Below are 15,286 nucleotides of genomic sequence, written 5' to 3' on the forward strand. Positions count from 1 at the left end.
AGAATTCATTTTTTCACTCCTTATTTTCCGATACAGAAGTCACTAAATATCCTATCTATAATATCTTCGCCTACTGTATCTCCGTTTATTTCACCTAAATTATCATAACATTCTTTCACATCAACTTCTATGCAATCAATAGGCATATTAATTTTTATTGATTCTAAGGCTTCTTCTATATTTTTCTTAGACTTTAAAAGTAAATCTTTATGCCTTACATTGTTTATTATAATACTGTCATTAATTTTTATATCACCTTTAAAAAACATATCTTTTATAGTTTCTTCAATTTGTGATAAACCACTACCCTTTAAAATAGAAGTGTTTAAGATAGTTTTATTTGGAAGATATTTTCTTAGAGTATCAATATCTGTTTTAACTTCTAAATCTGTTTTGTTTAATAGGATTATAGATTTTTTATACTTTATGAGCTCAATTATATTTTCATCTTCTCTAGTTAATTTCTCAGAAGCATCAAATACTACAATAGCTAAATCACCTTTATCTATTAGTTCTTTTGCCCTATCTACTCCTATCTTTTCTACTATATCCTCAGTTTCTCTAATCCCTGCAGTATCTACTATTATTAAAGGAATTCCATTTATATTTACATATTCTTCTATTATATCACGAGTAGTTCCTGGTACTTCTGTAACTATTGCTCTATTTTCTCTTAATATAGCATTCATTAAAGAAGATTTACCTACATTAGGTTTTCCAAGTATTATAGTCTTAAGTCCTTCTTTTAATATTTTCCCAGAATAAGACGTAGAAATCAATTTATTTATCTTTTCTAATATAAATTCACCTTCATTTTTCATCTTTTCATATGCAATTTCTTCAACATCATCTTCATCTGGAAAATCAATTGTAGCTTCAATTTGAGCAAGCATTTTTAATACTGATTCACTTAAGATTCTAACTTCAGATGATAAGGCACCTTCTAATTGATTTAATGACACATCAAAGCTTGAATCCGTTTTTGCACTTATTAAATCCATTACTGCTTCAGCTTGAGTTAAATCTATTCTTCCATTCATAAATGCTCTTTTTGTAAATTCTCCAGCATCTGCAATTCTAGCTCCATTTTCAAGTACTATTTCAAGTATTCTTCTAACTGATATAATACCTCCATGACAATTAATCTCAACTACATCTTCTGTAGTATAAGTATGTGGAGATTTCATATAAACAACTAATACTTCATCTATTATTTTATCATTATTTGGATCTATTATATGTCCATAATGTAATTTTCTACTTTCACTTAACTTTAACGATATATCATTCTTTGCTTTAAATATTTTATCAGCAATATCTACTGCATTTTTTCCACTTAAACGAACTATACCAATCCCAGCTTCACCTGGTGCAGTAGCTATAGCAGCTATTGTATCTATATCCAATTTATTCACCTCTTATTTTGGTCTAATATTATTATACCTCATTAACTAAATAAATAATATAAACCCAGTAATTAAACTGGGTTTATATTATTTATTTTATATCTATTACTACTCTTCTATTTGGATCTTCACCTTCACTAAATGTCTTTATATAAGGATCTGATTGAAGTGCTGAATGTATGATTCTTCTCTCATATGGATTCATAGATTCAAGTCTTATTTTTTTTCTAGTTCTCTTAGCTTTTCCTGCCATTTTTTTTGCAAGCCTTATTAAAGTATCTTCTCTTTTTTCTCTGTAATTTTCTGTATCTAATAAAACTTTTATATATTTATCACTATTTTTATTTACAATTAAACTTATTATATATTGTATAGAATCTAGAGTATTACCTCTTTTTCCAATAATTGCTCCCATGTCACTAGCATTTTCTCCAATTAATTCTATTTCTAAAATATCACCAATTAAAGAAGTTTTTGTTTGAGCATTTATTTCCATTTTATTAAGTAGTGAGTTTAAAAAGTTCTCTGCTTGTTTTTTAGGATCATTTTTTACTGTAACTTTAAGTTTTGCATCCTTTGATCCTATGAATCCTAAAAATCCTTTATTAGGTTCTTCTAATATTTCTATATCTACTTCATCTCTACTTACATTTAATTCTTTTAAAGCTTGTTCAATACCATTTTGAACAGTTTTTGAAGAAATAACAACTGATTTCATATTATTTTATATCCTCCTTAAGTTCTCCTGCATTTCTGTTTATAATAAATTGCTGAACTATCTGGAAAGTATTACTTATTACCCAGTATAATGCAAGTCCTGCTGGAACTGACCTTGCAAAAAATAATATCATAATAGGCATCATAGTTGTCATCATCTTTTGAGATGATTGAGCTGCATCATTTCCACCGCTAGGTTGTTTTGCCATCATCATTTTACTTTGGAAATAAGTAGTTATAGCTGCTATTATTGGTAATATCCATAAATCTGTATCCTTTAAATTATCTATCCATAAAAAACTCTTATTTATTGCATCATATGCAGCTTCGGATTCAAATACATATTTTACAGGTTCTCTTAAAACCGCAAAAAATCCTATAATTATTGGAAATTGTATAAGTAGGGGTAAACATCCTCCAAAAGGATTAACCTTATATTCTTTATATAATTCCATTGTTTTCATATTTAATGTTTCTTTATCATTCTTATATTTCTTTTGTAATTCAGCCATTTTTGGTTGAACTTTTTGCATATTCTTCATTGATTTTGTCTGCTTTAGTGTTAAAGGCAATATAATAAGTTTAATTATTATAGTAGCAATTATAATAGCTATTGCATAAGCAGAAAATCCTTCAAAATCTAGATTAGCTTTTGCAACTAAATTATAAATAAAATCCACTAATTTCCCCAAGGGACCAGCTAGGAATCTCATAATTTAATTTAAACCCCCTTAAAATTTACGGTACAGTTATTTTTTTTCTATTGGATCATATCCTCCAGCACTAAAAGGATTACACCTTAAAATTCTCCATATTGATTTCATACTTCCTTTAATAAAACCAAATTTATCTATAGCTTGAAAACTGTATTCAGAACAAGTAGGATAAAACCTGCAGTTTCTTCCTTTAAGTGGCGAAATGTATCTCTGATAAAGTCTTATAATTTTTTTTATTATACACTTCACTTTAAACAGCCTTTCAAATTTTTAATTTTGTTCTTTTTAATAAATTTAAAACAGACTTTTCTATATCCCTATAATTTGCAGCAGTAGAATGTATTCTAGCTAAGAAAATAATATCATAACCATCTTTCATATCTTTACTATTTAATCTAAAAGCTTCCTTTATAAGTCTTTTTACTCTATTACGAATTATAGCATTTCCTAATTTTTTAGTGGTAGAAAAACCTACCCTATTAAAGGAACGTCCATTTTTAATATAAAATATTACTAAAAATTTATTAGAAAGAGATTTTCCATTATCATAAACTTTTCTAAACTCTCTATTATTTTTGAGGCTTTCATATTTATTCATCTAAAACTCCTCTATTAATATTAGATTGAATAAAAAGGCCACTAAATGCGGCCTTAAGCTGACAATCTTTTTCTGCCTTTTTTTCTACGTTTTTGTAAGATATTTCTTCCAGATTTGTTTTTCATTCTTTTTCTAAAACCATGTTCTCTACTTCTTTGTCTCTTTTTAGGTTGGTATGTTCTCTTCATCAAATCCACCCCCTTTAAATTTGCTACCTCAAAAATATAATATATTTAATGGTAACTTCAAGATTTTTAATTTAAGCACTACTTATTGATTATAGCTATTTTGTTAGGGTATGTCAAGTTATCTCTAATATTTTTATCTTGTTGATATTTTTATTAACAGCTTGTTATTTTTGTGGATATCTCTTAAATTTGTTGATTGTTTATTGTTTTTTTGATATTATTAATAAAACTGTGGATTAATTAATCGAGAATATTAACAGTTATGCACACCTTGTGGATTAAAATGTGTATAACTTAAATTATCTGTGGATTTTGCTTTTTTTATATAGCTTAAATATTGAATATTACTCTTTTTTTAGTCAACAATCATATAATATACAAACTTGTTGATAATATCAATTTTTATATTATATTTATACATTTTTATCACTATTAACAAACTATCCACATAATAATTAACTTCAATTGTTTATTATATTTAAATATATTTTTAATTCAAAGATATATTTTTTGTGGATAACTATGTTTATATTAATATCAATAAAATTTATTTATGATATTAAATTAATAAATAGGAGGACAAATAATGTCAGATAATTTAGATGATTTATGGCTTAAAACACTTAAAATAATCAAAACTGAAGTTACTGAAGTAAGTTTTAATACCTGGTTTAAAAATACAAAACCTATATCTTTAGATAATAATATTATAACTCTAGCTTCACCAAATGAATTTACAAAGTCTATAATTGAAGATAGGTATCTATCTCTTATCAAAAATGCAATGAATCAAGTGGCAAATACTAATTATGAAATTAATTTTGTTTTACTTGGAGAAGAATTAAATATAGATAAAGGACAACCTATAAATCCATCTAGATATAAGGAGAAAACTGTTGAAGTTCCATTAAAATCTCAATTAAGACCAAAATATACTTTTGATCAATTTGTAATAGGTAATAGTAACCGATTTGCTCATGCTGCATCTCTTGCTGTAGCAGAAGCTCCAGCTAAGGCATATAATCCATTATTTATTTATGGAGGAGTAGGTCTTGGTAAGACTCACCTTATGAATGCAATAGGCCATTATATTTTAGATCAAAATCCTAATGCAAATGTAGCATATCTTTCGTCAGAAAAATTTACAAATGAACTTATAAATTCTATAAGAGATGATAAAAATGTTGAGTTTAGAAATAAATATAGACATGTAGATGTTTTACTAATAGATGATATCCAGTTTATTGCAGGAAAAGAAAGAACTCAGGAAGAATTTTTCCATACATTTAATGCACTTCAGGAAGCAAATAAACAGATTATTATTTCAAGTGATAGGCCACCAAAAGAGATACCAACACTTGAAGATAGATTAAGATCTAGATTTGAATGGGGTCTTATAGCAGATATACAACAACCTGATTTAGAAACCAGAATTGCAATACTTAAAAAGAAAGCTAATATAGAAAATTTGCACATAGATAATGAAGTGTTTTTATTTATTGCAGATAAAATAAGATCCAATATAAGAGAACTTGAAGGAGCACTAATTAGGATAATAGCCTATTCTTCTCTTACAAATAAAGAAATAACCATAGAACTTGCAAATGAAGCTTTAAAGGATATTATTTCAGGTAATAAGCATGAAAAAATTGATGTAAATAGAATAAAAAGAATTGTAGCAAAATATTTTAATGTTAAACTTGAAGATTTCAATTCCAAAAAAAGAGCACGTTCAATATCTCATCCTAGACAAATAGCAATGTATTTAACTCGTGAACTCACAGATCTATCTCTACCTAAAATAGGAGATGAATTTGGAGGTCGTGATCATACTACAGTTATACATGCTTATGATAAAATATCTAATAGTATAGAGAAGGATAATGAAATAAAAACTACTATAGAACAATTAGAAAAAGAAGTCAAAGATAATTAACAATTGCCTGTTCATAATATGTTATAGGATTGTTGATATCTTTTTATTTGATTTTTTAAAGTGAATATGTGGATAAATAGATACATGTTGATAACATTCTATAAACAGGCATGTAATATGATTTCTATGCATTACAATAGGTTATCCACAAATTCACAGCCCCTATTACTAATACTACTAGATTAAGTTTATTTATTCTACTCATTAATTAAAGGGAGGTTATCCACAATTGAAAATTAAAACTAAACAAAACACGCTATCAAAATATATTTCTACAGTACAAAAAGGTATATCATCAAAAACAACTTTACCTATATTAAGTGGTATCTTAGTAGAAGCTTATGATGATACTTTAAGATTAACAGGAACTGATTTAGAATTAGGTGTTGAAACAAAATTAGATTGTGAAGTAATTGAAGAAGGTAAGATAGTAATAACATCTAGAATTTTTGGTGATATAATAAGAAAATTACCTAATGATGAAGTAACTATATCTACAGATGAAAATTATAATATACATATTATCTGTAGTAATTCAGAATTTAATATACAAGGACATTCTGCAGAAGAATATCCTGAATTACCTTATATTGATGAAGAAAATTCATTTTCGCTACCTAAAGATATGCTAAAAAATATGATAAGACAAACAGTATTTGCTACAGCAACAGAAGAAACAAGACCAATACTAACAGGAGCATTACTTGAAATTGAAAATAATAATTTAGCATTAGTTGCATTAGATGGATATAGACTGGCACTTAAAAAATCTAAAGCAGAATATGAAGATATAAAAGTAGTAATACCTGCAAAAACTTTAAATGAAGTAAATAGGATACTAGATGAAGAAGAAGATAATGTGAATATAAAGTTCACAAAAAATCATATATTATTTGATTTAGGTGATACTGTTATTAATTCAAGATTACTAGAAGGACAATTCTTAAATTATAGAGATATAATAAGAGAAGAATATACTTCAAAGGTATCTGTGAAAACTAATGATATAAAGCAAAGTATAGAAAGAGCATCACTTTTAGCACGTGAAGGTAGAAATAATTTAGTTAAATTTGAAATAAAAGATAAATGTATGACTATTACATCTAATTCAGAAATAGGGGATGTACATGAAGAATTAGCTATTGAATTAGAAGGAGAAGATATAACAATAGCTTTTAATTCAAAATATATTTTAGATGGCTTAAAAGTTATAGATAGTGATATAATAAATATGAATTTTATATCCAATGTAAATCCATGTATAATAAAACCAGTAGAAGATGAAAATTATACCTATTTAGTATTACCTGTAAGACTTGCAGAAGTTAATTAAAGTATTTAATATAGGCACCTAGATAGGTGCCTATTAAATTTTAGAAAGGAGTTTGAAAATGAAAGAAATAAAAATAGATACAGAATATATAAAATTAGATCAATTACTTAAATATGCTGAAATAACTCAAACAGGAGGACATAGTAAATTTTTGATAAAAGAAGGAAAAGTAAAGGTAAATGGAGAAGAATGTACTATGAGGGGTAAGAAAATCAGAAAGAATGATATTATAGAAATAGAAGAAGAAGAAAAAATAGTTATAAAGTAATAATTAGAGCTTTGATTCATATAAAGGAACTAATGTTTGTGTTTTGTGAAATAAGTGATATAATAAAGGATGGGCTATTATGCACGTAAAAAGTATAAAATTAATTAATTTTAGAAATTACAATGGAATAAAAGTATTTTTAAATCCAAATGTTAATATTTTTTTAGGTGAAAATGGTGAAGGTAAGACAAATTTATTAGAATCTCTATTTATAGCCTCTAGTGGAAAATCTTTTAGAACTAATAGAGATAAGGAACTTATAAATATTGATAAAAATGAAGCATATATAGCAGTAGAACTTATTAGAGAAGATAGTGAAAAAAAAATAGAAATAAAGTTAGATAATAATAGTCCTAAAAGAGTTAAAATTAATGGTGTAGAACAAGATAAAATATCAGACATATTAGGAATATTAAAAGCTGTTATATTTTCTCCAGAGGATTTAAAAATTGTAAAAGAAGGTCCTTCTTATAGAAGAAACTTCCTAGATCAAGAAATTACTCAAATGAAACCTCTTTATAAAAGTATATTAAATGACTATAATAGAGTTTTAACTCAAAGAAATAATTTATTAAAGGTAATACCATATGATAAGAAAAAAAGAAAGATGTTATTTGTTTGGAATAAGCAGTTGATAGAATTAGGTAGTCGTATAATTATATTTAGAAAATCATTTATAGATAGACTAATACCTATTGCTCAAGAAATCCATAAAAGTGTGACAAATGGAGTTGAAAAATTAGATTTATCATACCAGCCTACTTTTGACATTAATGAATTAGATAAGAAAATCATAATGAAAAATTTTGAAGAATTATTAATTAAAAATGAAGATAGTGATATAGAAAAAGGTAGCACATCGCTAGGTCCTCATAAAGATGATATTGAAATTAAAATAAATGATAAAGATGTAAGAATCTTTGGATCTCAAGGACAAAAAAGAACTACAGTATTATCTCTTAAATTAGCAGAAGTTGAACTGATAAAGGATGAAACAGATGAAAATCCAATATTATTATTAGATGATGTTTTTTCTGAATTAGATAAAAATAGGCGTAAATATCTTGTATCAAGATTTAGTAAACTTCAAACCATAATAACAACTAATGATGATATAAATGATCTTGAAGTGGACAAAATAAATAAAAAAACTTATTATATTAAGGATGGAGATATTTTATATAGTAAGTAAGTTTTTATAGAAAGGATGATTTTATGTATGTTCATATTGGAGGAGATTATGTAATACCTTCATCAGAAATTATCAGTATAATAGATGTTGATTCAATGATTTCAAAAGATACTAGAAACTTTATCAGAGTATGTAAAGAAGAAGGTTTTTTAGTAAATATATCAGATAAAAAGATAAAAACTTTTGTTATAACTGAAAAAAGTATAAAAACTAAAGGAAATATTAAAAATGCGACTCAGAGTATAGTCTATTGTACAAACATAAAATCAACTACGCTTTATAAAAGAAGTGAATAAACTAAAGAACGGAGGAAAATAAATGGCGGTAAATAAGAATGACAGAAGTTATGGTGCTGAACAAATTCAAGTGCTAGAAGGATTAGATCCAGTTAGAAAAAGACCAGGGATGTATATAGGCAGCACAGGACCTAAAGGTTTACATCACCTAGTATATGAAGTAGTAGATAATAGTATAGATGAGGCCTTAGCTGGAGTATGTGATACTATAGAAGTTATATTAAATGCTAATGGATCAGTTACAGTCAGTGATAATGGTAGTGGTATACCAGTAGATATTCATCCTAAAACAGGAAAATCAACAGTTGAAACTGTTTTAACTGTATTACATGCCGGAGGTAAATTTGATAATGGTGCATATAAGGTATCAGGAGGTCTACATGGTGTTGGGGTATCTGTAGTTAATGCATTATCAGAGTATTTAAAAGTAGAGGTAAAAAGAAATGGTAATTTATACTTTCAAGAATTTAAAAGAGGTGTACCAGTATCTGATTTAAAAATTATTGATAAGGCTAAAGGAACAGGAACTAGTATTACATTCATGCCTGATAGTGAAATATTTGAAGAAATAGATTTTAAATATGAGACTTTAGAATATAGATTAATGGAAATGGCTTTTTTAAATAAAGGTATATCTATAACCATTGAAGATAAGATAAATGATAAAAAGAAAGAATTTCATTACGAAGGTGGAATAAGAGCATTTGTAAAACATTTAAATAGAAATAGGAATCCTATTCATAATAAAGAAATATATTATGAGGGAGAAAAAGAAGGTTCTACTGTAGAAATAGCTATTCAATACACAGATAGCTATAGTGAAAATATATTTGCATTTGCAAATAATATAAACACACAAGAAGGTGGAACACATTTAAGTGGTCTTAAATCTGCACTTACAAGAACAGTAAATGATTATGCTAGACGAAATAATATATTAAAAGAAAAAGATAATAATTTAAGTGGTGAAGATATAAGAGAAGGTATTACCACAGTGTTATCAGTAAAACTTTCAGATCCACAATTTGAAGGTCAAACCAAAACAAAACTTGGTAACAGTGAAATGAGAGGTATAGTTGATAATATTGTAAGTACTGCTATGGATAATTTCTTAGAAGAAAATCCAAAAGAAGCTAAAATAATAGTAGGAAAATCACTTAGTGCCTCACGTGCTCGTGAAGCTGCAAGAAAAGCACGTGATCTTACCCGTAGAAAAAGTGTGTTAGAAAGTTCTGCTTTACCTGGAAAACTTGCTGATTGCTCTGAAAAAGATGCATCTCTTTCAGAAATTTTTATAGTCGAGGGAGATTCTGCTGGAGGTTCTGCAAAGCAGGGAAGAGATAGAAGAACACAAGCAATACTTCCATTAAAAGGTAAAATAATGAATGTAGAAAAAGCAAGACTTGATAAAATATTAAATTTTGCTGAAATTAAAGCTATGATTACTGCATTTGGTGCTAGTATTGGTGAAGATTTTGATATATCAAATTTAAGATACCATAAAATAGTTATAATGACCGATGCCGATGTAGATGGTGCTCACATTAGAACATTGATATTGACATTTTTATACAGATATATGAAGCCACTAATAGAAAATGGATTTATATATATAGCACAACCACCTTTATATAAGGTTAAAGCAGGAAAACAAGAATACTATGCTTATACAGATGAGGAATTAGATAAAATATTAAGACAAGATCTTAAGGATATAAAAATAAAACCATCAATTTCAAGATACAAAGGACTTGGTGAGATGGATCCAGAACAATTATGGGATACAACAATGGATCCAGAAAAAAGAATATTGCTTCAAGTAACTATAGACGATGCTGTAGCAGCAGATGAGATATTTACAACTCTTATGGGAGATAAGGTACAACCTAGAAGAGAGTTTATAGAAGAAAATGCAAGAAAAGTTAAGAATTTAGATATTTAATTATTGTTTAAAAGGAGGAATATTATAAATGGTTGAAGAGAATAAAAATATTGTACCAATTGATATTGAACAAGAAATGAAAACATCATATCTTGATTATGCTATGAGTGTTATAGTATCACGTGCATTACCTGATGTACGTGATGGTCTAAAACCAGTTCATAGAAGAATAATTTATTCTATGAATGGACTTGGTTTAGTACCAGAGAAACCTCATAAAAAATCAGCACGTATAGTGGGAGACGTATTGGGTAAAATTTGCCGTCCTATTTCAACACTACAGAAGAAATAGGATTATAAGTGGGCAAAATCGGTGAACCCTGAAATGGGAATACCGAGGTAACTAGGAATACCACCTAGAACCGTAACGCATAGGAATTGAGCATCAGAAGGAAGCAATAATATTCCCACGAGTGTCCGCAACTTTGTAGTATGAAAATGAGATTAAAATATATGCTGAGCTATAGCAAAAAAAAGCTATAGAATTATAGGATAAAAAGCCTATAAGATAACAAAACTGAAATACCACCCACATGGAGATAGTGCTGTATATTATGCAATGGTAAGACTTGCTCAAAATTTCTCTACAAGATATCCACTTGTAGATGGACATGGTAATTTTGGATCGGTGGATGGAGATGGCGCGGCTGCAATGCGTTACACTGAAGCTAAAATGAGCAAGATTACAAATGAAATGCTTAGGGATATAGGAAAAAATACAATTGACTATAAACCTAACTTTGACGAGGAATTAGAAGAACCAATAGTACTTCCAAGTAGATTTCCTAATTTACTAGTAAATGGTACAAATGGTATAGCTGTAGGTATGGCAACAAGTATACCTCCACATAATTTAAATGAGGTTATTGATGCAGTAGTGATGCTAATTGATAATCCTGAAGCAGAACTTAAAGATTTAATGACTAAAATAAAAGGACCTGATTTTCCTACAGGAGCAACAATTACAGGAAAGGAAGCAATAAAAGAAGCATATAGAACCGGTAGAGGTAAAGTGAAAGTACGTGCTAAAACTACCATAGAACCAATGAAAAATAATAAGAATAGAATACTTGTAACAGAAATACCTTATCAAGTAAATAAGGCAAGATTAATAGAAAAGATAGCTCATTTAGTAAGAGATAAAAAGCTTGAAGGCATATCAGATTTAAGAGATGAGTCAGATAGAAATGGTATGAGGATTGTAATAGAGTTAAAAAGAGATGCAAATCCAAATATTGTATTAAACAATCTCTATAAACATACTCAAATGCAAGATACTTATAGTTTAATAATGATAGCACTAGTAAATAATGAACCTAAAGTTCTTACTTTAAAAGAAATATTAGAACATTATTTAGAACATCAAAGAGAAGTTATAACTAGAAGAACTCAATATGAATTAGATAAAGCACAAGCACGTGCACATATTTTAGAAGGAATTAAAATAGCACTTGACCATATTGATGAAGTAATAAAATTAATAAGAGCAAGTAAAAACGGACCTGAAGCAAAAGAAGGATTAATAAGCAAGTTTGGTTTATCTGAAATTCAAGCTCAAGCTATATTAGATATGAGACTTCAAAAGCTTACAGGACTTGAACGCGATAAAATAGATGAAGAATATAGTGCTTTAATAAAAGAAATAAATAGATTGACTGAAATTCTAGCAAATGAAAGATTAATATATAAAATAGTAAAAGATGAAATAATAGAAATAAGAGATAAATATGGTGATGAAAGAAGAACAGAGATTGTAAATTCTGTTGATGAAATTAATATTGCAGATATGATAGAAGAAGAAAACATAGTAATAACACTCACTCATTTTGGATATATTAAAAGATTACCAGAAGACACATATAAAATTCAACATAGAGGTGGAAGAGGAGTTACAGGACTTACCACACGTGATGAAGATTTTGTAGAAGATATGATAATAACATCTACCCATGACAATCTTTTATTCTTTACAAGTAAGGGGAAAGTATACACTTTAAAAGCTTTTCAAATTCCAGAAGCAAAAAGACAAGCTAAAGGAACTGCTGTGGTAAACCTTCTTCAGTTAGAAGCAGGAGAAACTATAAAAGCTATAATTCCAATAAAAGAATTTAAAGAGGAAAATTATCTTATATTCTCTACACAAAAAGGTTTAGTTAAAAAGACTAATATAACTCAATTTGAATCTATAAGAAAAAGTGGACTCATAGCAATAAACCTAAAAGATGGTGATGAACTTATATCAGTTAAAAAGACTAATGGAGAAAGTGATATAATAGTTACTACTATATTTGGTATGTCTATAAGATTTAATGAAAAAGATGTACGTGATATGGGAAGAGGTGCTATGGGAGTTAAAGCTATAAATTTAAATAGATCAGATAAAGTTATATCTATGAATCTTGTAGAAGAAGGAACAGATTTACTTGTAATAAGTGAACAAGGATTTGGTAAAAGAACAAATTTAGATGAATATAGAACTCAAACTAGAGGCGGTAAAGGTATAAAGACTTATAATATAAAAGCTCACACTGGTGATTTAATAGGTGCTAGAGTAGTAAATAAAGAAGATGAGATAATGATAATAAGCTATTTAGGTATAATAATTAGACTTAACATAGCAGGAATATCTCAAATGGGAAGAACTACCCAAGGAGTTAAAATAATGAAGGTTGGTAAAGACGATAGAGTCGTATCTATAGCCAAGGTAATGAATGAAGAAGAAATGGAAAAAATAGAAGAAACAGAAGAATCTTAAATTAAAGTTTAAATTTTAAAAAACAGGGTAAAAGGGTAAGGCGAGTTGAAAATTCGCTTTATCCTTTTTATAATGGGAGTAGAGGATAAAAATATTGGAGGAGGAGTTAGCATGGCGTTAAACGTAGACAAAAAATATAATGATGAAAAAAAAACATGGATATTAAAACCAAAAGGTGAGATAGATATATATACAGCTCCTAAATTTAAAGAAATATTATTAGAGGTTATAGAATCTAAAGAAAGTGACATAATAATAGATGGAGAAGATTTAGAGTATATAGATTCTACAGGACTTGGTGTTTTAATAAGTGGTCTAAAAAAATTAAAAGAAACAGATAAAAATATAATAATAATCAATTTACGCCCTAATATAGTCAAATTATTTGAAATAACTGGCTTAAATAAAGTTTTCGTAGTTAAGGGGGTGTAAGAGTGGAAGATTTAAGATTTCATACAAAAGATAAAGAAAATGTAGACCATATAAAATTAAGTATGCCTAATAAAGCTGAATATGTAAGTTTGATAAGACTTACTGCATCTGCAATTGCAAATAGAATAGGATTTAATATTGATGAAATAGAAGATATTAAAGTTGCAATAGGAGAAGCATGTACCAATGCAATAAGACATGGTTGTAAAAATATAAATGACACATACGATATAGAATTTTTTGCATATGATCATAAAATGGAAATAGAAATTAAGGATACAGGTAAAGAAAAAGCAAATATATGCATTAAAGAACCTAATACAGAAGATCTTAGAGAAGGTGGTTTAGGTCTATTTATAATTAAAACATTAATGGATGATGTAAAAATCAAAACCACAGAAGGTAAAGGTACAGTTATTCGTATGATGAAGACGATAGGGGTAGATTAATATGTCTAATAAAAATTCTGCCACAGAAACATATAATGGGGATGAAGAAATAGATGCAAAAGAATTGTTTAGAATATATGCTGAAACCAATGATAAAGGTATAAGAGATGAATTAATAAGCAGACATATATATATAGCAGAAATATTATCAAAAAAATATGCTAATAGAGGCATAGATTTTGATGATATATATCAAGTGGCTTGTTTAGGGTTAATTTATGCAATAGATAGATATGATTTAGAAAGAGGATATGAATTTTCAAGTTTTGCTACTCCAACCATAATAGGAGAAATAAAAAAATATTTTAGAGATAAAGGTTGGTCTATAAGAGTTCCAAGAAGGATACAAGAATTATCCAAGAAAATTAACAATGCTAAATTACTACTAAGTCAAGAACTTCAAAGAACCCCTACAGTAGCTGATATTGCAGAATATTTAAATTCTACAGAAGAAGAAATATTAGAAACTATGGAAGCAAGTAAAGTTTATACTCCACATTCCCTAGATGCTTCTCTTGATTCAGATAGAGAAGATAAAGATGTAAGTTTAGCAGCATTAATAGGAGAAGAAGATAAGGATTTACTTTTAATAGAAAATAGAGACTTTTTATTAAATACAATTGAAAAGTTAAATGATATAGAAAAGAAAATAATAAAAGATAGATATTTTAATAGAAAAACTCAAATAGCAATAGCTGAAGAAATAGGTATGAGTCAAATGACAGTTTCAAGACTTGAAAAGAAGATAATTCAAAAATTTAGAAAAGAATTAAATAAAATATATTCAGAATAAAACTATAGGGGTTAACTATAATTCCCCTTTTTTAATTTTTATATTTGACAAGTATATATTATTCTGTTATAGTAGTAAAAGTCGTCAGGGAAGCACACGACAATCAAAACTTTATATTGTCGATTCAACTTTTCTTTTTGTCATTCTGAGAGTAAACGAAGAATCTTAAAAAAAGAATTTCAAAAAAAGGTTGACAAGCTTCAAAAAAACTGATATAGTAGTAAGAGTCGCCGGTAACAAGTGCGATGAACAATTGGTCTTTGAA

16 protein-coding genes and 1 pseudogene are annotated in these 15,286 nt (G+C 27.6%); 11 read left to right on the plus strand and 6 right to left on the minus strand.

Annotation, left to right across the window (positions count from 1 at the left end; genetic code table 11):
- Positions 1–20: 20 nt before the first annotated feature.
- From mnmE to rpmH, 6 genes are all read right to left on the minus strand, one after another.
- Positions 21–1,406 carry a tRNA uridine-5-carboxymethylaminomethyl(34) synthesis GTPase MnmE gene (mnmE, locus tag ACTHUW_RS08505; RefSeq protein ID WP_442197491.1) on the minus strand — a complete coding sequence of 462 codons (1,386 nt, stop codon included), beginning with the start codon at positions 1,404–1,406 and terminating at the stop codon, positions 21–23.
- A gap of 91 nt (positions 1,407–1,497) precedes the next feature.
- Positions 1,498–2,124, minus strand: coding sequence for an RNA-binding cell elongation regulator Jag/EloR (gene jag, locus ACTHUW_RS08510; protein ID WP_442197492.1), 627 nt, complete (start codon positions 2,122–2,124; stop codon positions 1,498–1,500).
- Between the two features lies 1 nt (position 2,125).
- Positions 2,126–2,803: a YidC/Oxa1 family membrane protein insertase gene (locus tag ACTHUW_RS08515; protein WP_442197493.1), complete on the minus strand. Its 678-nt coding sequence runs from the start codon at positions 2,801–2,803 to the stop codon at positions 2,126–2,128.
- A 69-nt stretch (positions 2,804–2,872) separates the two neighbouring features.
- Positions 2,873–3,088 (minus strand): membrane protein insertion efficiency factor YidD, encoded by a 216-nt coding sequence (gene yidD / locus ACTHUW_RS08520; RefSeq protein WP_442197494.1) that lies wholly within the window; start codon positions 3,086–3,088, stop codon positions 2,873–2,875.
- Between the two features lie 13 nt (positions 3,089–3,101).
- Positions 3,102–3,437, minus strand: a complete 336-nt coding sequence (rnpA, locus tag ACTHUW_RS08525; protein WP_442197495.1) for a ribonuclease P protein component — start codon at positions 3,435–3,437, stop codon at positions 3,102–3,104.
- 53 nt (positions 3,438–3,490) lie between these two features.
- Positions 3,491–3,625 carry a 50S ribosomal protein L34 gene (gene rpmH / locus ACTHUW_RS08530; RefSeq protein WP_442197496.1) on the minus strand — a complete coding sequence of 45 codons (135 nt, stop codon included), beginning with the start codon at positions 3,623–3,625 and terminating at the stop codon, positions 3,491–3,493.
- Positions 3,626–4,211: 586 nt separating this feature from the next.
- Between rpmH and dnaA the strand changes: the two genes are divergently transcribed.
- From dnaA to ACTHUW_RS08585, 11 genes and pseudogenes are all read left to right on the plus strand, one after another.
- Positions 4,212–5,561, plus strand: coding sequence for a chromosomal replication initiator protein DnaA (gene dnaA, locus ACTHUW_RS08535; protein WP_442197497.1), 1,350 nt, complete (start codon positions 4,212–4,214; stop codon positions 5,559–5,561).
- A 229-nt stretch (positions 5,562–5,790) separates the two neighbouring features.
- Positions 5,791–6,894 (plus strand): DNA polymerase III subunit beta, encoded by a 1,104-nt coding sequence (gene dnaN, locus ACTHUW_RS08540; protein ID WP_442197498.1) that lies wholly within the window; start codon positions 5,791–5,793, stop codon positions 6,892–6,894.
- A 58-nt stretch (positions 6,895–6,952) separates the two neighbouring features.
- Positions 6,953–7,162 (plus strand): S4 domain-containing protein YaaA, encoded by a 210-nt coding sequence (gene yaaA, locus ACTHUW_RS08545; RefSeq protein ID WP_442197499.1) that lies wholly within the window; start codon positions 6,953–6,955, stop codon positions 7,160–7,162.
- Between the two features lie 79 nt (positions 7,163–7,241).
- Positions 7,242–8,354 carry a DNA replication/repair protein RecF gene (gene recF / locus ACTHUW_RS08550; protein ID WP_442197500.1) on the plus strand — a complete coding sequence of 371 codons (1,113 nt, stop codon included), beginning with the start codon at positions 7,242–7,244 and terminating at the stop codon, positions 8,352–8,354.
- A 23-nt stretch (positions 8,355–8,377) separates the two neighbouring features.
- Positions 8,378–8,650 carry an extracellular matrix regulator RemB gene (gene remB / locus ACTHUW_RS08555; RefSeq protein ID WP_442197501.1) on the plus strand — a complete coding sequence of 91 codons (273 nt, stop codon included), beginning with the start codon at positions 8,378–8,380 and terminating at the stop codon, positions 8,648–8,650.
- Between the two features lie 22 nt (positions 8,651–8,672).
- Complete coding sequence (gyrB, locus tag ACTHUW_RS08560) at positions 8,673–10,592, plus strand: DNA topoisomerase (ATP-hydrolyzing) subunit B (protein ID WP_442197502.1); 1,920 nt, start codon at positions 8,673–8,675, stop codon at positions 10,590–10,592.
- A 28-nt stretch (positions 10,593–10,620) separates the two neighbouring features.
- Positions 10,621–10,884, plus strand: a complete 264-nt coding sequence (locus ACTHUW_RS08565; RefSeq protein ID WP_442197503.1) for a DNA gyrase subunit A — start codon at positions 10,621–10,623, stop codon at positions 10,882–10,884.
- A gap of 228 nt (positions 10,885–11,112) precedes the next feature.
- Positions 11,113–13,347 (plus strand): annotated as a pseudogene (gene gyrA, locus ACTHUW_RS08570) (DNA gyrase subunit A); the annotation flags it as partial.
- A 111-nt stretch (positions 13,348–13,458) separates the two neighbouring features.
- Positions 13,459–13,779, plus strand: coding sequence for an STAS domain-containing protein (locus tag ACTHUW_RS08575; protein WP_442197504.1), 321 nt, complete (start codon positions 13,459–13,461; stop codon positions 13,777–13,779).
- A 2-nt stretch (positions 13,780–13,781) separates the two neighbouring features.
- Positions 13,782–14,228 (plus strand): ATP-binding protein, encoded by a 447-nt coding sequence (locus ACTHUW_RS08580; protein ID WP_442197505.1) that lies wholly within the window; start codon positions 13,782–13,784, stop codon positions 14,226–14,228.
- Between the two features lies 1 nt (position 14,229).
- On the plus strand, positions 14,230–15,021 hold the full coding sequence (locus tag ACTHUW_RS08585) for a SigB/SigF/SigG family RNA polymerase sigma factor (protein WP_442197506.1): 792 nt from the start codon (positions 14,230–14,232) through the stop codon (positions 15,019–15,021).
- Positions 15,022–15,286: the final 265 nt, after the last annotated feature.

This window comes from Senegalia sp. (in: firmicutes), from assembly GCF_052088025.1.
In the GTDB taxonomy this organism is placed as follows: domain Bacteria; phylum Bacillota; class Clostridia; order Tissierellales; family SIT17; genus Anaeromonas.